The sequence below is a fragment of the Bradyrhizobium sp. USDA 326 genome (genome assembly GCF_049739485.1).
Lineage (GTDB): Bacteria > Pseudomonadota > Alphaproteobacteria > Rhizobiales > Xanthobacteraceae > Bradyrhizobium.
This window is the reverse complement of record NZ_JBMGQA010000001.1, coordinates 3,806,404-3,828,951: the sequence shown is the minus strand read 5'-3', so window position 1 is coordinate 3,828,951 and position 22,548 is coordinate 3,806,404. Positions and strand designations below refer to the sequence as shown.

Annotated in this window: 17 protein-coding genes, 2 pseudogenes and 1 riboswitch; of the genes and pseudogenes, 11 read left to right on the top strand and 8 right to left on the bottom strand. The window is 58.3% G+C overall.

Translation table 11 applies throughout. The annotated features are described in order from the left end of the window. The first annotated feature begins 356 nt into the window (after window positions 1-356). The 5 genes from ABIG06_RS17955 (at window position 357) to ABIG06_RS17935 (ending at window position 4,373) form a co-directional block, all read left to right on the top strand. Complete coding sequence (locus tag ABIG06_RS17955) at window positions 357-920, top strand: hypothetical protein (RefSeq protein ID WP_124163901.1); 564 nt, start codon at window positions 357-359, stop codon at window positions 918-920. A 22-nt stretch (window positions 921-942) separates the two neighbouring features. Then, window positions 943-1,725: a hypothetical protein gene (locus ABIG06_RS17950; protein ID WP_370137942.1), complete on the top strand. Its 783-nt coding sequence runs from the start codon at window positions 943-945 to the stop codon at window positions 1,723-1,725. Between the two features lie 329 nt (window positions 1,726-2,054). Continuing rightward, window positions 2,055-2,246 (top strand): helix-turn-helix domain-containing protein, encoded by a 192-nt coding sequence (locus tag ABIG06_RS17945; RefSeq protein ID WP_158626806.1) that lies wholly within the window; start codon window positions 2,055-2,057, stop codon window positions 2,244-2,246. Then, complete coding sequence (locus tag ABIG06_RS17940) at window positions 2,246-3,376, top strand: tyrosine-type recombinase/integrase (protein WP_124163898.1); 1,131 nt, start codon at window positions 2,246-2,248, stop codon at window positions 3,374-3,376. Before ABIG06_RS17945 ends, ABIG06_RS17940 begins: the two co-directional genes overlap by 1 nt. Window positions 3,377-3,572: 196 nt before the next feature. Further along, a complete protein-coding gene (locus ABIG06_RS17935) occupies window positions 3,573-4,373 on the top strand; it encodes a hypothetical protein (protein ID WP_424578362.1) in 801 nt (266 codons plus the stop codon). Window positions 4,374-5,438: 1,065 nt separating this feature from the next. Here the strand turns inward: ABIG06_RS17935 and ABIG06_RS17930 are convergent. Beyond that, on the bottom strand, window positions 5,439-5,798 hold the full coding sequence (locus ABIG06_RS17930) for an excisionase (RefSeq protein WP_124163896.1): 360 nt from the start codon (window positions 5,796-5,798) through the stop codon (window positions 5,439-5,441). Between the two features lie 998 nt (window positions 5,799-6,796). Between ABIG06_RS17930 and ABIG06_RS17925 the strand changes: the two genes are divergently transcribed. Next, window positions 6,797-8,440, top strand: coding sequence for a recombinase family protein (locus tag ABIG06_RS17925; protein WP_245454687.1), 1,644 nt, complete (start codon window positions 6,797-6,799; stop codon window positions 8,438-8,440). Between the two features lie 187 nt (window positions 8,441-8,627). Here ABIG06_RS17925 and ABIG06_RS17920 read toward each other — a convergent pair whose 3' ends face one another. After that, window positions 8,628-9,422 carry a hypothetical protein gene (locus tag ABIG06_RS17920; RefSeq protein WP_148090223.1) on the bottom strand — a complete coding sequence of 265 codons (795 nt, stop codon included), beginning with the start codon at window positions 9,420-9,422 and terminating at the stop codon, window positions 8,628-8,630. 44 nt (window positions 9,423-9,466) lie between these two features. Between ABIG06_RS17920 and ABIG06_RS17915 the strand changes: the two genes are divergently transcribed. Together ABIG06_RS17915 and ABIG06_RS17910 are read left to right on the top strand one after the other, a co-directional pair. Continuing rightward, complete coding sequence (locus tag ABIG06_RS17915; protein WP_124163893.1) at window positions 9,467-9,853, top strand: hypothetical protein; 387 nt, start codon at window positions 9,467-9,469, stop codon at window positions 9,851-9,853. A gap of 1,629 nt (window positions 9,854-11,482) precedes the next feature. After that, window positions 11,483-12,148 (top strand): annotated as a pseudogene (locus ABIG06_RS17910) (TauD/TfdA dioxygenase family protein); the annotation flags it as partial. On the opposite strand, the gene ABIG06_RS17905 reads toward ABIG06_RS17910, so the two are convergent. Beyond that, a complete protein-coding gene (locus tag ABIG06_RS17905) occupies window positions 12,095-12,496 on the bottom strand; it encodes a sulfotransferase (protein WP_424578583.1) in 402 nt (133 codons plus the stop codon). The pseudogene ABIG06_RS17910 and the gene ABIG06_RS17905 sit on opposite strands and share 54 nt — an antisense overlap. A gap of 822 nt (window positions 12,497-13,318) precedes the next feature. After that, window positions 13,319-13,504 (bottom strand): hypothetical protein, encoded by a 186-nt coding sequence (locus ABIG06_RS17900; protein ID WP_074448398.1) that lies wholly within the window; start codon window positions 13,502-13,504, stop codon window positions 13,319-13,321. Between the two features lie 1,679 nt (window positions 13,505-15,183). On the opposite strand from ABIG06_RS17900, the gene ABIG06_RS17895 reads away from it, so the two are divergent. After that, the gene (locus ABIG06_RS17895; protein WP_199752469.1) at window positions 15,184-15,465 is read left to right on the top strand and encodes a hypothetical protein; all 282 of its coding nucleotides are present in this window, start codon (window positions 15,184-15,186) and stop codon (window positions 15,463-15,465) included. A 395-nt stretch (window positions 15,466-15,860) separates the two neighbouring features. Here ABIG06_RS17895 and ABIG06_RS17890 read toward each other — a convergent pair whose 3' ends face one another. From ABIG06_RS17890 to ABIG06_RS17880, 3 genes and pseudogenes are all read right to left on the bottom strand, one after another. Beyond that, window positions 15,861-17,048, bottom strand: a complete 1,188-nt coding sequence (locus ABIG06_RS17890; RefSeq protein WP_199752527.1) for an IS256 family transposase — start codon at window positions 17,046-17,048, stop codon at window positions 15,861-15,863. Window positions 17,049-17,129: 81 nt separating this feature from the next. Beyond that, window positions 17,130-17,408 (bottom strand): annotated as a pseudogene (locus ABIG06_RS17885) (IS3 family transposase); the annotation flags it as partial. 37 nt (window positions 17,409-17,445) lie between these two features. Next, window positions 17,446-17,706 carry a hypothetical protein gene (locus ABIG06_RS17880; protein WP_124163821.1) on the bottom strand — a complete coding sequence of 87 codons (261 nt, stop codon included), beginning with the start codon at window positions 17,704-17,706 and terminating at the stop codon, window positions 17,446-17,448. A gap of 1,114 nt (window positions 17,707-18,820) precedes the next feature. Between ABIG06_RS17880 and ABIG06_RS17875 the strand changes: the two genes are divergently transcribed. Both ABIG06_RS17875 and ABIG06_RS17870 read left to right on the top strand, forming a co-directional pair. Next, window positions 18,821-19,063: a hypothetical protein gene (locus ABIG06_RS17875; RefSeq protein ID WP_124163822.1), complete on the top strand. Its 243-nt coding sequence runs from the start codon at window positions 18,821-18,823 to the stop codon at window positions 19,061-19,063. A gap of 87 nt (window positions 19,064-19,150) precedes the next feature. Beyond that, on the top strand, window positions 19,151-19,381 hold the full coding sequence (locus tag ABIG06_RS17870) for a hypothetical protein (protein ID WP_245333205.1): 231 nt from the start codon (window positions 19,151-19,153) through the stop codon (window positions 19,379-19,381). A gap of 512 nt (window positions 19,382-19,893) precedes the next feature. Here ABIG06_RS17870 and metE read toward each other — a convergent pair. Further along, window positions 19,894-22,239, bottom strand: coding sequence for a 5-methyltetrahydropteroyltriglutamate--homocysteine S-methyltransferase (gene metE / locus ABIG06_RS17865; protein WP_124163823.1), 2,346 nt, complete (start codon window positions 22,237-22,239; stop codon window positions 19,894-19,896). A gap of 101 nt (window positions 22,240-22,340) precedes the next feature. Then, window positions 22,341-22,543, bottom strand: a riboswitch (cobalamin riboswitch). Window positions 22,544-22,548 lie beyond the last annotated feature (5 nt).

Genomic DNA, 22,548 nt, shown 5'->3' with positions numbered 1-22,548 from the left:
TGGCTCGCCCGGCCGTAGCTCGCCGCGTCAGCCCGCCTGCGCCCGTTTGGCTTCGGCGTGGCTCCGACGCCGAGCAAGCCGCACCAGTCCGTCTCCGCTCTTCGAGCTACGCCGGACACGCTTCGCTGCAATTATTCAGGCTGTGCCACGCGAAGCCGAAGGCGAAGCGTGGTGGGCACGACAGGGATCGAACCTGTGACCCCTACCATGTCAAGGAAGGGCTCGCCGGCGTATCTCCTTGATTTTGGTTCACATTCGCTCCAGCTCGTTACGTTCGGTGAAGCCTCGTTTCCGCGGCTTTTGGCCCTTTCCTGGAAGGTTCGTGGAAACGGCTGCGCTTCCCTGCGGGTGCCCGCATGAGCACCGAGACATCCACGGCGCACCGGAAAGCCTTGTTTAACCGCCTGCCGCCCGAGCTCCGTGAGGAGCTCATCACGCTTGGGCGGCGCGCCAAAAACATGTTCGGCCGCATCCGCTTTCAGGACGTTTTCGATCAAAACCTGCAGCTGTTCGAGCGATTGGCCGCCAATGGCGCGACGGCAGCCGATATCGGCGAGGTGCTGGCTGCCGCCGGCGTGACGCGCAAGGACGGCATGGTCCTGCCGGAGGGGACGGTTACCAGCGCCCTGAGCCGTGCGCGCGAACGCGCCGGCCGCCGCACCACGACGTCGGCCGGTCCCTGCATGCCCCTGCCGAGCCCTGCACCGGCCTGCAATGCCCTGCAGAGTGGGGAGGAAACCCGCTCATCTGGCGGCCTGCCCCGACGCCCGCCCGTTCAACACCCGCCGGCCCCTATGCCCGGCCTCAGTTCTGTTCGGACTTCCCCGAACGGACCGGCAGGTTTCGTCCTTCCGGCACACGCGCGCCGCACCGCGGCACTTCTACACAAGATAAGGAGCGAAAACGATGAAGACAGCTAAGACGACCGATTTTCCGGACCTCGTGGAGATCACGGCGGACGGCACCTCGATCGGCAAGACGGTTTTGGCCGGCCGCGTTGCACACTTCTTCGGCGAGGTGGGACGAAAGGTCATCAGGGTCCAGATCGAGAGCAGCCGCCGCCGAGGCGCGGTGGAGACGGGCGATATTTTCATCAATCTTGAGGAGTTTGCCTCCGCCGGAATCCGCAACGGAGGCCTGGTCGGCGTGCTTTCCCCGCTGTTTGAGGCGGTCATAGAGGCCCGCAAGAGTGGCGCCGGCGTCGTCGTCGATTGGGCGGGCGGCACGGCGGGCCATCGTTTGGAGGTTCTGGCCGCCACCAACTTCGACGCCACGCTCGCCGCCATGCAGGTGAAGGCGCTGTCGATCGTCATGACCACCAATTCCAGCGAGCACATGGCCCAGGCTGAAAAGCACCTCCACAGCCTTCAGAAGGTTGCTCCCCACCTGCCCCGCGCCTTGGCTCTCTCCGGCCGTGCGGGACCGTTCGACTGGCCGGTCAACAGCGAGCAGCGCGGCCATTTCGACCGCTTGCTCGCCGCGGCGGGAGAGGTCCCGGTCCTGCGCATCCCGCTCGCCGCTGGCAGGGCCCTGCAGGTGTGTGCCGACGCCGGCCTCGACCCGACGCAGGCGCTGCTGATGAACTTCGATGAGCTCGCTGCGCGTCTCGGTGTCCACATCTTCCAGGCCACGGCCTGCGCCACCGAGATCGCGGTTTGGTGGCAGCGGGTCGGCGGAGAGCTGCGCAAGTTGCTCGGAGCCGCCCGTGTACCCGTCACCGCGTAGGCTCAACGAACGCGTAAACTACTTGGTACGCCTGCGGCGGCTCCTTGCCGTCCAGGCGGCAGCCTTCACGCTGGCCTACTATCGCCGCCACCGCCGGATGCCTCCCGGTTATGTGCTGCGCCTCTTTTCGTCCGCCACCGTCCACCGGATCCGGCTCCGGGCAGAACTGGAAATTTTGCTGGGAATCCCGTCTCTCTACAGGTTTTCCCGCCTCTTGTACGACTGCGTCATTGACCGTTGCCATGGCTCGCGTGACGTTCGGAGCCGGCGCTAGTCGATGAGCGATTAGAAAAGCCATAGATATGGTAAACAAAGGAGTCCGGCCTATCATGATCGACCTCAATAATTGCAGCCCCTATCTGTTGCTCTCGACCAAGGAGGTTGCGGCGGTCCTCGGCCTTAGCAAGGGCGCCGTGCGAAAGTTAGCCCGGAGCGGTCGCCTGCGCACGATCGACGGCTTCCGGGTCTTGTATTTTTCGGCCCAAGCGGTGCGCGAGTTCGCGGCCGGCGCTGGTGTCTGATGCGGTACACGAGCGTCCATTCGATCGGTGAGTTCGAGCTGTGCAAGGCAAGCAACAGCCCGAATTACTACGTCGCGACCTACGTCCGCGAAACGCAGCAGATGGTGTACCGCTCGTTGCGCACGAGCGATCTAGAGAATGCGATCGCCCAAGTGAAAAGCCTTGTCGCCCGCGGTATCGCGGGCGACCCCGGCGACGCGCTGGTTCAAAAGCCGATTCAGACGGTCGCTGAGGTCCTTGAGCTCTACAAGCCGCACGCTGCCGAGCTCAAGTCGGCGGAATTCACCAACATCGCTATTGAACGCATCAATCGCCTCATCGGCACTTCGATCTTGTCGACCATGGTCAAAAGCGATTTCGACGACTTTCGTAAGGCTGCAGAAGCAGAAGGTCTTGCCCTTTCAACGGTGGCTCGGACCCTCACCGTTTTGCGGAGCGCGTGCAAGATAGCGGTCGGAGAGCGCCGGCTGGCCGAAGAGAGCGTTCCGCATATCCCCTATATCATGAGCAAGAATGACGCCCGTTCGGCGCCGGCGAAGGGCCGCGTCATGACGGCGCCTGAGATCGCTGCGGCAATTGATCAATTGGACTATCTGCACCTCCTTGTGGCCAACGTTTTCCTCCTCAATACGGCAAGCCGCATTGGCGCAATCCTCGAAGCGCAAGCTGATCAGATCGATGGCACCTGTAATATTATTCACCTGAATGCGAAGGGCCGTATCCAGACTGACAAGTACCGCCCTGACTTGCCAATCACCAATACGCTCATGCCGTGGACGATCAACTTGCCGCCCGGCCCGTTGGTCGTATGGCGCGGAGTCGCGGTCGAAGAAATCGACACCGGCTTCGGTGCTGCATGCAAGCGTGCAGGTCTCCCCGGCGGCGAAAACACCTACTCAATCAGGCATTCCGTCGCCCGCTATATGCTGCAGAAGGGCGTCGACCGTGCCGAAATCGGGCAGTGGCTGGGCCACATCAAGCCCGCCGACTCGCCCGAAACGACCCTGATCTATTCACCGTACGCGCCCGATTATCTGCGCGCAGCCAAGGCAGCGGTGGAGGATTTCGTGCGCGAGATCGCTTCACGCTGCCGCCGACACGACATCCTGACCCCGCCCTGGCTCAACTGACTGAGGTGCATGATGACCACCCGGACCGAGAAAACCAAAATTTCATACCGCAACCGTGCAAAGCAGATAGCGACGGCGGGCGCCAAAGAAAGCAGGACGCCGGCTGTCGCCGAGGGAACTCGCCCAAAGCCTCGTCGACCGCCGCGCCGAGCTTGCCCCGTCGAGCTTCCGCCAAAATCGCGCTGCCCTCCGCTTCATGATGAACGAGGTTGCGGAGGATCAGCCGAGCTTGGTACCGGAAATGCGCGCGGCGATTGCCCTCCTGGAGGATGTCGAATCGCGCGAAAGGTCCGACGATGGACTGTTGCGCACCTCTCAGCAGAAGTTGAAGCGCCTCGACGACGATTTGGATCGCATCTGCCACGGTGCACTGGCCACCACGAGCCCGAATGCTGGTATCCTGGTAGACTGTCTGACCGCTGGATCGCTGACCGGTGCTAGACTGGAGGAGTGGCCAAGCGCCAAACTCCGCCCCTCCAGCGATCCCGACTACGCATGGGAACTGGAGTTCGCGAACGGCAAGTCCGGAAATGGCCGGGCTCACGGCGAAACGCGCGTGTTACGCTGGGCTTGGCTCCCTGAAGAACTTGTCGACCAGACGAAAGCATGGATCTTCGCGGCTCGCGAAGCGGCCTGCAATGGACACTATGAGACTCTCATTTCAACGCTGAGATCGCTGATGCGTCGGGTCACGAAGCAGCTCTTCCCGACGCGGAAGCGCCGCCCCACCCTTTCGTCAGCCCGGCACGCCGCGGCGGCGAGATGGAAAGCGATCTACGTGGCTCCCGCTCGCACGCCGGAGGAGAAGGAGCTCGGACTTGCGATCGTGGCGGCGTTGTTGGGCCACGCCAGCGACGAAACCGCGACCAGACACTACGCACGCCCGCGCGAGGCGGACGGCAGGTTTCCTGTCCCGACGCCCGACCCCACCGAAGTCGCGCGCGTCCGCAAGCGCTACTCGGCACCGAGCAAGAAGCGCGATAGCCTTAAGCCCTAAATAGTAGTCGAGCACACCTGGTAGCGGGGGAGCGCTACCGCCTTTCCCCACACCGACCAGACCTACGATATTTCATCCAATCCAGCGCATGAGCCTATTGGGCCCCGCCCCGCTCTTACCCTCTTGCGAAGGGCAATTCGCAATGGCGCACGGCCCGGATCGGAGAAGCTGCCACCATCTTAACTGGCGCCGAGATAAGCAGCTTCCTTTGTTCCGCGGCGAACGCATAGTTTTTTGCAGTGTTGGTGCAAGCTTATCATTCCTCGCCGCGCAGAAGCCCATTCAATCACCACGGAAGTTTGGCATCAGCATAGCCACCCTGCACTGAATACTGCGACTTCCGCGGCTGACTGGAACATTCTTATCGCGTACGCCGGCATCTGAGATCACTTGTTTTGTGAAAGGATCGGAGACATGAATGCGCATGAAGGGACCGGCAATTGCCGTCCAACATGCAAGCACGCCCGGCACTTGGCGCAATCATACGAACGGCCCACCCAAGCAGCCGATTCAGCGCAGAACAGGCGAGAGTGCTGCTCGCGCACCAAAGGCCGCGCCGAAAAGCCTGCCCATAACCTGTTGCACCAACGGATCGTTCCGCGGCAGGTCGGCAACCGCGTGGGTAAAGGTACGGGTTCGCGCCTTAATCCACTCCGTCCTGTCGCTACCGGCGCGCCGCGCAATTCCGGCGAGGATCAAGCAGGACCAGCTGAACATAGGCCGTTCCAAAGACCCGGCCTTCCGTTCCATATCCGGTCCTCGGGGATCGCATTCCCGAAATCAACTGTACCGCTCGCCGTAAGTCTCTGGCCGGAGCCATCCCATCGCCCTGGATGCTGACGCCGGGCTGCTTGGTATCGACAAGTACGGCGATCCGCTTGCCGCTCTGGTCAGCCGCTACGATCAAGTGATCGGCGTACAGGGTGCCAGTCGCGTAATATTCGTGCCATTGAGCTGTAGTCCGCCTCCGTCCGACGTCACCGCCGTTCGGTAGCAATCGGCGGCTCCGACACCCATCTCGGTGTCGCGACCACGATCGGGGTGTGGTTGGAGGTTATGTAGCCCTTAGCTCTTCCTCTGCGGCCGCAATCTCATCTGCAGCGCAGCCTGTGCCGACATCCCGTCCGTTGTCTCTAATAATTCAGGTTGCCTGGTGGCTGATCTGTCCGCTCCTGTTTCGGCGGGCGCTTTTGGCCTGAAGTCTGGCTCTCTTGCGTCTTCGCAGCATAACTCTCGCATCCGTTCGATATGAGCCAGCGTTGTAAATTCTTTGCTGGCAATCTTGTCGATAACCAACCGGTTGCGATCGCGCTCACGGCGTAGACCGGCAACCGTCATTCCTCCGAAAGGAAATGCGATCTTCACGGCATCAGCAAGGCGAAGCGGCGTGTCAGGCGACATTTCAGGTTGCGCTCGATTCAGCATCGACGCTTTTCGGACCTGTAAACCGTGTGCGGTGTGGCGAGCCCTTGCAAACGACTGCCTCGAAATGAAGCCGTCACAATCGCGCAATCTGCAAGTACCTGGACGGGATCAGCGAGAGTCGCGTTGCCAGTTAGGCGCACTAAGCATCGATTACCTGCTCCGGTGGGAATGGGTCTTTCCCATTCGACTACTCATGGCAGGAGGCTGCAGGCCGCTCGTACGGCGGGACCAGGTTCCGGCACTCGAATTCAGCGCGTCGACATATGGAAGGCTCTGCCGAAAAGAAGCGTCGTTTGCCTGACGAACATATCGTCATTTGGTCGAGCAGGCGGCCCGCCTGTATCGCGATGACGCGGCGGAATGTGTGGTTTCCGCCTCCTCACCGCTCATAAACCAATGCCATCGTTTGTCGCCCAGGCTCGCCCTCAATCTCAGTCTCAGCGTCGTGAGGCGTGCGCCGAAATGCTTTCTTACTTGGTCGCGCCCTCGATGATCCACGCTTCGACCCGAGCTGGCGCGACCGAATATGACCAACACTCGCACCTGCAACGCGCGGTGTGAGGCGTCTACTCGTAAGTTCCATCCAGAATAGACGAGGCTGATCAGAGGAGCAGCCGGTGATTTTCTAGTAGAGTTGAAAGAAAGCAGGCATTGGCCCCAGCGCATTCAACCCTATCCGAGCGGCGATCGAGACACGCACTTCCCACCTATTGCGGATTACAGAGAGGGATTGATACAGCCTTAGTATAAGACCCCTTAATGCGCTAAATATACGCGGCACCGAAGACAAGTTACTTTTGGACCCATCGCGCCCTCCGCCGCTAGGCGTTGTATATGCCTCCTGAACAAGCTCCTTGGCACGCGAGCTGCGAAGAGAGGTGGTCGCCCTTGCGTCGACACGGGCCGCGATGGCGGCGCTATTTTCTTCAATTGATGTAATCCTTGCTGCAACTGTCGTATAGATGTCCAATTTAGTGGTGTAACTTTCGGGAGCGAGGATGATGGCCAACGCGCTCGAGATCTATAAGGCTCATCCGGTACCATCGCGGCTCGGCATGAGAGCGGCACAATATGTACGCATGTCGACACAAAGGCAGCAATACTCGATTCAGAATCAGGCTGCTGTGATTGCGGCATACGCGCACGCCCATAGCCTGACCATTGTACGAACCTATCGCGACGAGGGAGAGAGCGGCCTGCTCATCAAGAACAGGGCCGGCCTTATACAGCTGATCAAGGATGTCCAAACAGGAGAAGCGGATTTCGGTCATATTCTGGTCTATGACGTAAGCCGGTGGGGCCGCTTTCAGGACGTCGATGAGAGCGCGTATTACGAATTTGTATGCAAACAGGCAGGCATTAACATCGTGTATTGTGCTGAGCAGTTTGACAATGACGGCAGCGTGCTCTCCAGCATCATCAAAAACATCAAGCGCGTAATGGCAGCCGAGTACAGTCGTGAGCTTTCGGCAAAGGTTCACGCTGCGCAGTGCCGGTTCGCCCGACTTGGCTTCAAGCTCGGCGGTCGCCCTGGCTATGCTCTCTTGCGAGAACTTGTCGATCAGAGCCAGCGATCGCGAGGCGTGCTGAAGAATGGTGACCAAAAGTACCTCATGACTGACCACGTCCGAGTGCGACCCGGCATTCCCGAGGAAGTCGCCGTGGTGAAGTGGATCTTCGAGCGCTTTCTGCAGGTAAAGTCCGAAGCGACTATCGCCCGGGAGCTAAACCGGCGGCCCATACTCACGAGCACGGGAGTTCGGTGGACGCGCGCAGCGGTTAACACGGTGCTTAGAAACGAGAACTACATTGGGAACCTGACCTTCAACCGCCGATCACGTAAGTTGCGGCAGCACTGCACCTACAATCCTCCCGAGCTTTGGATCACCAGCGAGAGATGTATCGAGCCGATCATCGAACGCGAAGTCTTCCTGAAAGTAAACAAGATCATTGAGGAACGGCGTGTCGATCTAACTGAAGAGGAGATGCTTGCCCGTCTACGCAAAACGCTACTCAAGGAAGGACGCCTGAGCTCTGCCATCATTGCCAGCACGGTCGGCCTTCCCTGCGCTTCCACCTATCAAACTCACTTCGGCAGCATGACGAACGTGTATCGGTTAATCGGCTACACTCCCAAGCGAAACTATGCATTTCTTGAGTCGCGCCCGCGCTGGGCGGAGGAAGAGGCCAAGCTCGGCTCTCACATCGCCATGGCCATCAGGAAAGCTGGTTGCCGCATCACCTCTAGCAACAGGACCGATTACTTGCGCGTGCGTGGATCGGTCAACATCTCAATTCGATCAGCCCTCTGCTGCGGAAGGCAAAATCGAGCAATGTACTGGTCGATCAAACGCAGGGCACGCCTGCCTCAGGGCTGGATTGCCGCCATCAGGCTGTCTGAGCATAACGAGTCAGTGCTCGATTACGTACTGCTGTCGGTCGACGGGAAAGTAAAACGAACCATAAACTTTTCTGAGAGGGCTCGCGTTCGCCGTGGAATCGCTCGCTTCGATACCCCTGACGCTTTGGTTCGAGCTATCGCCAAGCTAGTGACACGAAAAGACCGTTCTGCGCCAGCATCACATGAGAAGCGATCGAGACCAAAGCAGCTCAACACCAAGAACGCCGGCGCGCGCCGCTGATCAGACGCAGGCACAAAACCCCGCAAAGCAGTGCTTCATAATCTTTTGAATCTTGTCCAGATTTCACGCGCCTTCACTCCTGCCGCGGTTCGCTGTTTCGGAGCATGCCGTTCGCTTCTCCGACCATCTTTGCCAAACTACTTTTCGGCAAGCGGGTGCTAGGCGGCCCAGGGAACTTGTGGTCTGGTCAAGTTCGCCAGCCGTCAGCCGAAAGCGGGAGCAGAAGCGACGGCAACGGTAGAGCGAGCGCATCTGTTGCCGGCTGGCGCGGAGCGCCAACTTGTTTCAAGAAGCGCCGCTTACTTCTGACGGCCTTCGGATATCTCTCCAGAACATGCCGACCGCGATTGTCAGAATCCTCGACCGTCAGAACATCGTCAGCGGCGGTGGCGGACGACTGCCCGATGGATATTCCTCCGACGATCGGACGCGTGGCGCATCCGGATCGCGGTGGCTGGGACGTCGCATGGCCAAATCTCACAATCAATTGGCTTGATCTCGGAAGCATATGCCATTCCTTATCGATGAGTGGCGTAACGGTTGCCAGTTCTCGAATTGACATAAGTTCCGCCACGGTGTGATGAGCCGGATCCGCCCAAATAGCTGCCCCCATGACCGGTAGTGTGATGTCCGCCTCCGTAGCTGACGCGCCCTCCATGCCCCCGCGCGCGTCTGCTTGCCTGATCGCGCCGAGCAGCAACAGACCGGCAACTATTGCAATCAACCTCATTTTCGCCCGCCCCTTGGAATGCGGACGCGTATGCAAGCGCATCCAGTGCGAGATAATAACTTCTGATATGGGCAAAATATGCAGCTTTACATCGGGAACAGCTAGAGCGGAGTCGTTTTCCGGCGAGTAAGGCTCGCGCAGTCGTCCGCGAAACTTCTCGACCTCCAAATGGAGCCGGTGACCTCGTCTGAATGTCAAGCCGATCGAGCAGAAATACCGCAGATGAAGGCCCTCTACGCTGGTTATCCTCATGGCCACGATGCTAACGTAGGCCTGCTACTTACTTGGGGCCAACATTGCCATTGCAGGAAATTTCCCCCCAGTCGACTGCTGCAGCCGATCGGGATCTAATCTTCGTAGTGATCGAGCGTCATCGCGAGCTGTTGGCGCATTACGATGCGGCCCTGTCCGTATCGGCGAAGCTCGATTCGGGGCCCGAGTTTGATGCCGCCGACGAAATTAGCTGTCAAAGGAACCATGCTCTCGCGGAGCATGGGAACGTGCTCATCCGTTCAACGCCAACCACGATCGCGGGCGTGATTGCTCTGACGCGTTACGTCGGCAGCCTACGAGAGTGGGACCTTCCCGACGATGACGCGTGGTATCGGACTTTCTTGGAAGGGCTGGCAGACGCGATCGATGGAATCGCCATGGCGCAGCGGCTTGGGCAAGATGGCGATTAAAATGGCGCTCGCTTTCATCTTCCGCGGCATACTTTTCTGGGTGGCAATCGCTGCGCTTCTCTATTTCATGTGGAAGTTGCCCTTCTGAAGTCTGACGATTGGGGGCTCGCCCGAGCCAGCATCGAGGCAATGAGGAGGGGCGGCTCTTGAACCACGGTACTCGCCGGATCCCTGGAAGATGGATGCGATTTCAGTTTCCTGGCCTTGCCCGAAGCTGATCCGTCTTAGAATCGTCGACCACGAACGCCTTTGCCAGCGCAGCGCGGCAGGCGCGCCTGCTCTACTGCTGCAGAAGGGCATCGCTTGAGAAGGATCAAGAGAACTGGCGAGCAAGTGAGGTAGCTTTGGGCCCAGTGTGCCAAGGGGGCCGTGCCCATAGCCTCACGAAAAGCTGCACGGTCGTTCCGCTATCAGCGCTTAAGTGCGCGAGAAAGCATCCGTTTCCTGGAAATTGGGATACTTCCGGACATTGCGGAACAAACGACCGCACGAGCCGCTGTAGACCAGCCCTACCGCCGGTGCCACGACGTTCCGCGCCATGGCGGCGGCTCGGTCTATTGTCCAGGAGACAGAGACGCTGGGCAAGCCGCCGGCGAAGTGAACTTAGCAATCCGCAATCGCGCATTGCCCAATCGGACCGCTCTGGCGATCTTTACTGGCGCAGAGGCTTGCGAGACGCCATCCTGCTCCCAGCAAGCCACAAGCCGAACATATGGTGCCGACAGGGAATTTACATCGCGGTCCACGCCCATGGGCCGATTGAATTCTTCGAGAGTCTGAATCGCCTGCTTCAGATCGTGACGCGGCTGACGAATCTCCATGAGACGTGACGTGCGATGCCGTGGGCGGTCAGCGATGCTCCCGCGGATTTCGTCGCGATCACATTGTGGAAGGCAAGCGCAAGATGAGCCCCCCCCCGTGCCTGATCGCATTCTTCTCCACCGGTCTAGCGGCGAGCAAACTGGCACAGGACCAGGAAATTGCAGCTTTTATCCTACTTCAGGACCGAGACGATAATGTGCATAACTGCCGCCAAGAGCGCCGCTCGACAGAGAGCGATCTTACATCTGCAACTCTCACAGGCTCCAACGGCAATTAGGGAGATTAACTCGGGCCGTCAACTAACTCGCGAGTCTGCCAATGGAACAGTCAGCTTGAGCTTACTAAAGGATGTGGAGAGTTGTCGGTATTCTGACAGAGGCCCAAATCCCATGTCAGGTCGAGTACAGTGGGCATAGTACGCGAACTCTCAAAAAGCCCATTCGGCGTTGTGGCTTGCCCAGCGTCGCCTGGCATGGCCATTGCCTAAAACAAATCTATCAAGAAACAGAACCATAAAGCAGCAAATGCTCACGCTTCACTCGCATCTCACCCTTGAGGAACGGTCAGCTGATTCACAATGCGGACATACCCGCTATGACCATCCGAGGCATGTAGACCAGCAAATACTCTCGAACACGTTGATATGGCACGATGGCGTTCGATGACTCGCGGCAAAGACCACGACTCGTTCAGCGCCTACTGTCGAGGACATGCTGGTCTTTCGATTGGCACGATGCTTGCTGAAGATCATTCGCTCCAAGGGGGTGGGGGAGACCTGCCAGGGCCTGGAAAAGCGAGATCAGCGCAATGACTTTGATCGGTGGCGTCATTCCGAGCGCGGATATTGTGAAACGTGCAGCGCGCATCGGTGCCGAAGTCAAAAATATCAAGCTATCAGGCGATCTACCGGATCACGCGATAGCTGCGATCAACAGCTTATTGCTAGAGCACAAGGTGATCTTCTTCCGCAATCAAGGACATCTCAATGACGCCGAGCAGGAGCGCTTTTCCGCTCGTCTGGGAAAGCTAGTGCCACATCCGATACTCGGCGCTACCAAGGGGGCGTCGCTCCTCGAACTGGACTCCACTCGCGGTGGCGGTCGCGCCGACGTTTGGCATGCGGATGGGACCTTTGCCGACGCCTATCCCAAGATCTTGGTCCTGCGGGCCGTGGTAATGCCAACGTTCGGAGGCGACACCGTGTGGTCTAACACAGCTGCCGCTTATCTTGGTTTGCCGTCGCCACTACAACGGCTCGCCGAGGGCCTATGGGCCGTTCACAGCAACGTTTTCGATTACGCTGGGATCGCGCGTCTCCGCGAGGTCGACAAGAAGCACTTTGACGAGGTGTTCACCAAAGCGGTTTTTGAGACGGAGCATCCCGTCGTACGCGTCCACCCCGAAACAGGCGAGCGGACGCTAGTGCTCGGCGCCTTGGTGAAGCAGGACATGTGGCGCTTCCGGATAGACGGATTCAACAAAGTCAAGGACGGTCCAGTAGCGTGGCGTCTTATCTATGATGATTCGCTTGCCCGCTTCTGCCAGATATTGATCGTATGCTGCATCTGCAAAAGCGCGGCTAACGATCGTGCGATCTATCCGTCCCAAGAATTCGGAGGTCGCGGCCTCAATTAGTGAGCTGCCGGCCGGATGGCGCCGATCCACGTTGCCAAATGCTTCAAGCGCCAGCATTAACCAGGGTTCAGGCGGCGCCACAATGTCTGGATGGCGCTGCAGCAAATGTGCCAGGAGTGTGGTCCCGGATCGTGGAAGACCAAGGAGAAAGCACACCTCAGGTGAACGACCAAGACGTCCGCTCATCATTCAGACACTCGTTCTCGGCAAGCGCCATCTGTCGGCGCTAGCTCGATTGGGCGAAACAAAGCCGGCCGCCGGATCACATGGGAGCAACCGCTTGCGTACAAGGAGTCGAAAGGACAAGAATTTTGTCTGCCACTCATGACTTGAGACCCGTTCAGTCCGATCGGGCGGGATCACAGAACGATAACTGCAATCGCTTCCCCGATTGCTCGACCGATAAAACGAAATCAAGCAACAGCTCAATTGCACGAAGATTGACTGCGAATATGGGAAGGTTGAAAAGAACTATACGGACGTTTGTTAAAGACCGCGCGCGGCACATGGAAGGTTGATACGTATAGAAGATGCATCCGCTGAGGCATTGAAGAGGTAACTGCGACATGCACCTCGCTGAGGCTCGGCAGACACAAACAATTTCGGCATATGAGCGCAGTGCTGCAAAGAAGCAGACCATATCGCGGACATTCACACATGGCAGGACGCAGGTCTTCTCAGCGCGGGAGCGATCCAGACGCTACCTCCAGGGAGCGCCGCCGTTGGTCGGTCAACACACTGGATCGGCCGTTCATGTGAGAGATCCTTGACAGGGCCATCACCAAGACAATGTCTTCACTGCCGATTTGTCACAACCGTTGAGACCACGCCTAAGAAAGTCCATCAATGATGAGAAGATGCTGGAGCTCCTACCGCGACAGCGAAACACCATCCAAACACTCTTCTCAGCGCGGATCCGCAAAGCTAATTTCCGACAAAATTTCTACGGGTACTGAGGGCGGCCCCCAGGGAGCCGCCCTACCGCGCCAGTACCAGCGCTGCTCAAAACTACCGCTGATGTCCGAGTCCGATTCCAAGATGCAAGGCCTTCTGGCGGAGCGCGCCGACGCTGCGTTTGGTCATCTTTGCTATTTTTATGACCGGGGTTCGGGCCTTCGAATGGACTTTGAGCTCCTTGATATCTGCCCTCGTCCATTCGCGCCGCTTAACGCGTTTCTTGGTTGCTTTCTTCACGATGAATGCTCCTTTTGAGAGGAGCGGCTTGTAGCATAGTTTTCACAGCACGACGACCGCAAAAAACAGACAATATGATAGGAGTTGCGCCAGGGTATAACTTCGTCATGCCTTCCAAACGCGTGGAATGAGTAAGCCAAGCGCGAGATCAGTTTAGTCGACCGTCTCGACCACGCTGATGTGCATGAAGAGGCCAGATTCTCCATCCCTCAGGTTTAAATCAAGCCAGTATCCCTAGCCGCGTTGAACAACTTCGCAATACCCATTACAACGCCACTGTTTCAAATGTGAACTTCGAGATCTAGTTGAGTACATCACGATCAGCAAGGGGTTGAGCGGCTGGCGGTCACCCCGGCAGCAATTTACGTGGGCTCAATCGCTTGCCGTGGGGCGCTTTCTGCCCGCGTTCGTTCCCAGCTGCGAAGTCAAAGGGGCGGTTGCTCGGCTTTCGGCTGTTGCGCGGTCTCTCGCTCAACCTACGCCTGCACACTACGCCGATCTAACTGTTCGAGCGTCTCAAGATATTCCCTTCCCTCCTCGGTGAGCATCCAGCATCCGGCCTCCCGCATCAGCTTTGGCCGAAAATACCGAGTTGGGGCGCGCGGCCTGCGATGCGCTTCATACGAGCCGGCCACTCCGGGCCGCTGCTATACAGATATCCAATGCTGCTTAACGACTTCGATGCTCGCCCGGTCGTGCGGCTGGCCGGCAAGTATCTTCAGTATAGACAGCTGAAAACTCACGCGCACGCCATTGACTCATGCAAGAGCCCGATAACGCCTATTTTGCGGTAAGCTCCAGAGGCGTGCCCCGCTTTCAAAAGAAAGTTTCCTCCTTAAGCCCAATGCGCGACACCCGCCTGCTGTCGCCGCGGTAAGCAACGCTTTCTACGGCATCGGCCACATCCTGCCCGAAGTTTCCGAAGAACGGTTCAGCATCAGATAGCTGCGTTGACTAGGAGTGTGACGAGGTCTCAACTGCCGCTTGGACCGGTACGAGATCAAACGACGTCGGTGGTAACCAAGCTGTTGTACATCTTGACGAATGACGTCGCTCACGGAACGAAACGCCCGCTTCTTTCTCCTCCAATTGCCGTCTAATCCCGCGGGGATTCCAAAGCCTGTCGGGACGACCAAAAGATCGTGTCTTCGGTTCAAATAGATATCGAACATATGGTGTCTCTTGTCGCACGAGCGTAGATCGACCGTTCATCGGTTTGGTGACATCGAAGCAACAGTCTCCCTTAAAGTCACTGGACGACCAAATGACATTCGAAAGCTCCCGTCCTGATACGTCAAGACCGTCACGGGCACGATGGTCCCGCAAGATGTGGGCGTGTTCACGCCCCAACTTGCGGTCCGCTGAGAGGCGCACTCGACGATCGTCGGACTGAAACGTGGCGAGAGTACATCTAGTTGACTCAGCTGCTTTGCGGCTCTGCGGAGCCTACGCTCCAAGTTTTGGGTTCTGGCAACTAGTTGATGCGGCATAACCTTGACCAGTCCTAGCGAGCACATCCTCCCCAGCTTTCAGGCTCCCAAAGCAATGGGTTTACCAGCCGCCGCCTTGGGAAGCAGACGATTACGTTTATCGCCGATACTAGTTGAAGTAATCCTTCGACCCGTCTTCGCGGGCCGTGTCGAGAGTAAAGCAATGGCGCCCCCGATAAAGATCCACCTATGGCGGTGCCGAGCCGGGACGACCTGAACGCGACTATGTTCCAGGATCCGGGCCAGTTCGGGGCAGGCGTCGTTTACCAAAACGACGTCAGGAGAGACCGAAAGGACGTTGATATCTATGTAAAGACTGGACAACAGCAGATCGTCATCCTCGTAAGCTGGGGAATTACTTTTGAGTGGTTCGGGCGCGACTATCAGTTGCGCATTGCTTCTGGCAAGCGATCGGTCACCTCGCAAGACCGCACGAGCAAAAAGTCATCGGTCGATGCACGGTCGCGTTAAGCTCCCGCAACGTGTTCACACAATTCCTTCGACGTCCTCGTTCAGTTCGTCGAGATAGCGGTTCTTGATCCGGTGGCGGACCCGTGCACCAGCTTGCGTAGCTGCTGCCGCCGACGAGAACGCGGATAATACCACGCCGAGCGAAGCTTAAGATTGATATAAAGGAATAGATCGCAAGAGAGTTCGCGATCGTGAGCCGCATGATTGGTGGCCGCACCCACCACGACTTCCTTCAATCTCGACCACTCGTCGTACCGAATTTAAGGTCACGCTTACCCCATATTGGCCGTGCCTTCAGATTCCATAGACCGACTGCCGATCTGTGCCGATTGTGTAAGTGGAGCGTCTGCCATAGTAAGGCTACCGGTACTGTCCAGAATCTTTCGCACTTTTGATCAGGCGACGGCTCCGGTTTCAGAGAGTTGTGGCTGATAGAGCGGTCGCATGTTCATGTAGCATTTGGTCGACCACGCCGTTCCGGCAATGTGCCGCAGCCGGGCCGCCGCTAAGTTGAGACAGGATTGACCGTCGGGGAAGGCGCCGACGACACGGGTTCGTCGCCGGATCTCCTTCATGATGCGCTCGAGCGGATTGTTCGTTCGAATCTTCCGCCAATGGATGTCCGGAAAGGCATAGTAGGCGAGCGTCTCGTGAACCGCCTGCTCGACGAGATCAGCAGCTTTGGCCATACGGCTGGCCCGCAGATCCGCGATGACGGTCCTGGCTTTCTCGTCGGCCGCGGCGCGGCTCTCCTGGGCATGAATGGCCTTGAGCATGTGGCTCACCTCGCGGACCCGGGTCGACGGCACGTGGCTGAAGACATTGCGATAAAAATGCACCATGCAGCGTTGATAGCGTGCCTCCGGCAGATAATCCGCAACGCTTTCGACAAGACCTCGGCACGCGTCGGAAACCACCAGCTGCACGCCCTTGAGACCGCGATCGACGAGATGCCGCAGAAACGAGGACCAGCCGGATTTGTCCTCCTTGGCGCCTTCACAGATGCCGAGGATCTCCCGGAACCCCTCAGCATTGACCGCCGAGGCCACCAGCAGCGACACGTTGCGAACCTCACCAGCCCAGCTGCGCTTCATCACGATGCCGTCGAGGTAGAGATACGGATGCTCGCCTTCGATCCTGCGATTCCGCCACGCCTCGATCTTGGTATAGATCTTCTTGTTCAGGTTCGACACTGTGCTCGGGCTGACCCGGGTGCCCCACAGCGCCTCCGTGATGTCTTCGACCCGCCGAACCGAAATCCCGGCCAGATACATCTCGATCAGCGCCTCCTCAACCGAGCTCTCCCGCCTCCGGTAGCGCTCGATAATCGCCGTCTCGAAGGTTTGCCGCCGTAGCTTCGGAACCTTCAGATTGACGTCGCCCGCCTTGGTCTGCAGCGTTCGCTCGTAGCTGCCTGCCCGCGTGTCCTGCCGCGCCGGGCTGCGCTCATACCGCCCAGCACCGCACAGCTGGTCCGCTTCGGCCTCCAGCATCGCGTTCAGTGTCTCTTCCACTGTCCCGCGGACCATCTCGCCCAGGTGATCTCGAATCCGGGCCTCATCAATTTGGATCACCTGACCCATGGCATTCCCATCGTTCATTCAAAGCTCCTTCATTCTAGAAGAAGCCGTCAATCCTGAAAGTGCGAAAGACTCTGTACGTTATCAGGCTACCGCACGGAATGGCAGCGGCCGGAAGTAAGCTTGATCCGGAGCGCCGCCGCCAAGGCTCGAAGGCGGACGCCGGCCATTGTAGAAGGCGAGGTATCGTCCGATCGAGACGCGGGCGTCGGACACAGTCTCATAGGCATGCTCGACGAGCACGTTGTCGCGCCGGGCAAGCAAGCCGTCCATTCTGGTGGCGATGCCATGACAGGCGAGCACGCCGGTGAACCTCGCGCCCGTGAACTACGAGCCTTGTTCGGTGCTGAAGAAGTCCCGCTTCCGTGGAACATTCAGGAAGTGCGAAACCCTTGCTTGCTCATGAGAGCTCGTCCTGGCGGGATGCTCGAAAGGCTGATGTGGACGGATTAGCTAATGCAGGTGGGGTTCGAAGCTCCAACACATCGGCGAAGATTGTCCAATCGCGGACACTCTTTTGCTTGCAAAAATCAGTCTCCGCCTGCTGAGCAGCAGCACTCAGGGAGGCGGCATCGACCTTGAATGCTGCCTGGCACGCACGATGCTCGCCGCCAGTATCGTCACAAACGGTCTTAATAAACCGAACATTAAATGAAGGCATGCCCCTCTCTTCCCGTGGTTCGCTTATCCACTATTCTGCCATTCGCACCGAGAGTATTTGATCTGCCTCAAGCAGCACCCCAAGAGGTCTGTCTGCTCCTCCGAAGATAGATCCAGATGTAACAGCGCGGCGCGCGAGCCGCTTGTTGTCGCGAAGAATAGCGACGGCCTGTCTGTCCTACCTGCGGTATCGCACGACCGTTTGAGCCGAGGGGCAGCGCCTCTCAGGAGCCTCATGCCGCCGACCGGCAAAATCAAGTCTTTGATCGAGGATTGTCTCGCAGAGACGATCGAGGGCAACATGCACTTACGCGCAGGAGATCGTGCGGCAATCAGGCAAGGAACCCCGATCTTGCACCCGACGGTCCACCAGCAGCCGGCACAGCAAAGCCGATCATAAGGCTTGTCGCAGCCGACGTTTCGACGAGCCCAGGTTCGGATTTCAGTGCCAAACCCTAAGGGTGGATCAGCCTCGGCAAGGCTACCGACAATGAAAGGCGAACAATCGTTTGACCATCCGCGTGCACGGAGCAATGAGGAAAAATGCTGCCGTAGCCCATGAAGCGTGAGTTGCGCCTCAAATCAACACGCTGGCGTGTTGCAGAGAGCGCCAGGCCCTGGCGGACGCCCGAGTTCGGACATGTCGACTGCCAACGCGAGCGTCTGCGGCACGTAGCGACCGCTCGAGCTCAACCACTCCCGGACGGACCAGCCTTTTGACCCGCATCAATGCTGCGGCGGCTGCGTCCTAATAGAAGTGATCTTCTAGTAAGGTCAGACGCATGGCGGAAAGAACGACTTGAGCCTATGATGCCTTCATGTCCGGCTACCAGCGATCACTTTTTAGGACTCCTTCCGGGCGCAGCCGAGCCGCGGGTCAATGACCTGCACATGATAAGTTGCGCCGCTTGCGATGGCGTCTACTTTATCGACCTGCGGACAAGCCCGATTATGGGCTCGGAGCGAAGCTACGTCCATCCTAATGGTGTCAACCGAATTCTTCGCGCTCTCGCTGGAGCGCGTGCTACGCGCGCGAGAGCGCGGCTGAGGTCGCCTGCACACCCACGCGATGACGCTGCAGAACACGGAGATGTCTCACCAACAAGAGACGTGACATGACAGAAAGCCGGACCATTTACCCCGCTCCGGGCCGGATTGCCGGAGCTGCAGACCAGTTTAGTTCGTGCAGAACAGTTACAAATACCAACAGCCGAGGTATTGAGCTGACCCAGATCGATTTGACGGAAGCTCAGGCCTTGTTTCCCGGCAGAAATCCAAATATTTCGGTTCGCGAGCGGATCGTGTTCCGTACCAACGATGCCACGGCCGATTGCCCTCTGCCGCGGCTCACGCCATAGAGACCGCGCGCCGTCCGGTCGAGTCGGGCAGAGCCTGTTCGCGCGGAAGCCAAGCGATGTTCGTAATGTTCACAAGGTTGTCTGCATTTGTCAGCTCGCAGCGATGAACTTCGTCCAGGATCCAGTGGCGATTCGATCTGGGAGCGGCTCGAAATCACGCCGCCCTTCGATCAGGATCTGGAGATTGCCGTGATCGAGGGCAATTCAATTCACCGGGTGATCTTTCCTTGTCGCCGGGTGTTCGGCGGATGGATCAACGCGAATACCGGAGAGCACGTCGCCGTGCAGCCGACGCATTGGCGTATCTGGCCCGGATAGCGGCGGCGATCCTGCAAAATAGATTGGCGTGAGTTGAGGCAGGAACTGGCTTCGGCGTCCTCTCGTCGGACACTATGTAGAGTTCATCGCATGAGAGCGCCTGACGGGAAACATGTCCGAGCGGGACCGATTATGGTGGGGGCGTGCGGTGACCGTCCGGCATCACTCCTCGCATTGCTGTCGCAACCGTTCCTAATGTACTCGCGAGCGACACACCTCTGTGTAGATTCTGAATCTCAAACCAACGATCGCTTACCACGTCATAATGAGCTACGATAAACGTGTCGATATGAGTCCATATTTTCGGCGAATGTTCTCACCTTGATGAACCGTCGGCTATTCTCTCTCGGCCAAGTAGCGCGACGCGTCTGCGTCGTTCCTCCGGGTGCACCTCGTTCGGACCACCAAGCCGGGCTAGGCATTTTTGTTGGCCCAAGGCTTGCTCGAGATTGTGGAGAACGCAAATGAGCACAAGCGAATTCGCTTGGTCGAGAACAGACCCGAGCGCGGGATCAATGGTTTTGCGGATCGGATGCTGCACGCAGTTCGCGGGCGGTAACGACCATGTTGGTTAGGGCAGGCCGAACCTCCTCCCAATTGCGAGTTTTTAGGCCGCAGTCCGGATTGACCCAGAGCTGCGATTCCTGCAAACGCGTCCGAGCCAGCACCATCAGCTCCTTCATTTCGCCCACCTCCGGAACGCGTGGAGAGTGGATGTCGTACACGCCCGGTCCGATTTGATTTGGATATTCGTACTTGCTGAATGCGTCCAGTAGCTCCATTTTCGACCGCGACGTTTCGATCGAAATGACATCCGCATCCATTGCAGCGATTGCACCGATGATGTCGTTAAACTCCGAGTAGCACATGTGTGTATGGATTTGCGTTTGATCGGCAACGCCCGATGAGCAAATGCGGAAGCAATCTCCCGCCCAATCGAGATATGCCTTCCACGCCGATCGGCGCAATGGCAATCCTTCCCGGAGTGCAGCTTCGTCGATCTGGATCATGGCTGCACCGGCATTCTCGAGATCGCGGACTTCGTCGCGGATCGCGAGCGCAAGCTGGCGGCAGACCTCGCTTCTAGGAATGTCATCGCGAACAAACGACCAGTTCAGGATCGTGACCGGTCCGGTCAAGATCGCCTTCATTGGCTTGCTAGTTAGTGATTGCGCGTAGCGCCACCAGTCCACAGTGATCGGCTTCGACCGCACTACATCGCCAAACAGGATCGGAGGCCTGACGCAGCGCGAACCATAAGACTGTACCCATCCATTCCTGGTAAATAGGAAGCCGGCGAGTTGCTCGCCAAAGTACTGCACCATGTCATTGCGCTCAAATTCGCCGTGCACGAGGACGTCAAGACCGATGTCCTCCTGCCAACGTACGGCGCGGGCTATCTCTTCCTTGATAAACTCGTCGTATTGTTCGTCGCTCATCGCACCTCGCGCATGCGCCGCACGAGCATTTCGGACTTCTGTGGTCTGCGGAAACGATCCGATTGTCGTGGTGGGAAACGTTGGTAGTCCAAAGCGTTCCCTTTGGATCTCGGAACGACGGACAAATGGGCTGGCGCGCCGGCGCATTGTCTGGTCGATCGCCCTCATCCTCACAGCGACATTGGTATCATGGATCTTGGGCGAAGTCCGCCGGGCAGTCGCAGCGCATTCCGAATCGGCGAGAGCGAGCTCGACATTCTGGTCGCCAGCGAGTGCTCGCGCCAGGATCGCAAGCTCACGCATCTTCTGAACCGAGAAAGCAAGCCAGCTCTTGACGTCGGACGTGAGCCCGGTCTCGAGTTCAACGTCCACTGGCACATGAAGCAGCGAGCAGGATGGGGCGAGCTGTACACGGTGCTTGCCGAGCTTCGCAATCGCGGGCTCCATCCGCTGACGGAGCGACGACAAGTTCGACCGCCATACATTCCGGCCGTCGATGACCCCGAGCGACATGACGAGGTCACTTCGGCCGACAGCGATGACCTGATCCAACAACTCTGGCGCTCGGACCAGATCGAGGTGCAGACCGGAAACCGGGAGGCTCAATGCGGTATCCAGATTGTGGCCTAGCTCGCCGAAATAGCTGGCAACCATGATTTTGATAGCCGGTCCCTCCTTTGCGAACCGGTTATAGGCATGTAGCAATGATTTTCGCGCCGCCTCATCCAGATCAAGGGCCAGGCAGGGCTCGTCAAATTGAACCCAACTTGCCCCTCGTTCGGCCAATTCATGCAGAACCTCGATATAGACCGGTATTAGATCATCGAGTAGGGAGAGGGGCTGGAACGCGCTATCGGCACTCTTGCCGAGCTTTAGGAATGTGATCGGCCCGATCAGGACAGGGCGGGTCTGAAAGCCAAGAGCCTTTGCTTCCTCATACTCTTCAATGGGTTTGCGAGAGCAAAGTCTGAACGCTTGTCCCTTGTAAAACTCGGGAACCATGTAATGGTAGTTGGTGTCAAACCACTTAGTCATTTCCTGCGCGGGTGCGCCAGACCTCCGCGGCCCCAGACCGCAACTCGCATCCTGGTCGTCGCATTGTGATCCGCGAGCCATGGCGAAGTACGTCTTGAGGGAAACGTATTCTCGTTTCGAGGCGTAGATCTCCGGGATAGCACCAACCATGACACTTGTATCGAGCACCTGATCATACAGCGAGAAGTCATTCGACGGAATGATCGTAACGCCGAGAGACTTCTGACGGGCCCAGTTCGCTGCGCGCAGACCGGATGCGTCCTCGAGCAATTGCTGTTCGCTGATCTTTCCCGCCCAGTAGCTTTCAAGAGCGAATTTGAGCTCACGCCTTGGACCGATGCGTGGCGTACCGAGCGTAGCAACCGGAAGAGAGAGAAGAGACATAGTGTAAACCCCTGTTGGGGACAGAGGCCATGGCGGACGCAGGCAGAGGAAGTCGCGCGCGCGACGGCTGCTTGGCGCACCACCGAGACACCCCGCCCGTGGACCAATCTATCGTCGGGGCAGGTCTCCTGGCTCGCTGGTCGTCGCTGCTGTCCGGCCTTCCCGAAGCCGTGCGGGCTTCAGTGACATCGTTGGACAGTAGCTCGCAGCTCACAGTTGCGGGGGCAGCGCCGGCATTTGGACCGGCTTCCCTCTTAGCTCCGGATCAAGCGGGATTCGGAGAACCTCGACGAGTTCGATTATCGGCAG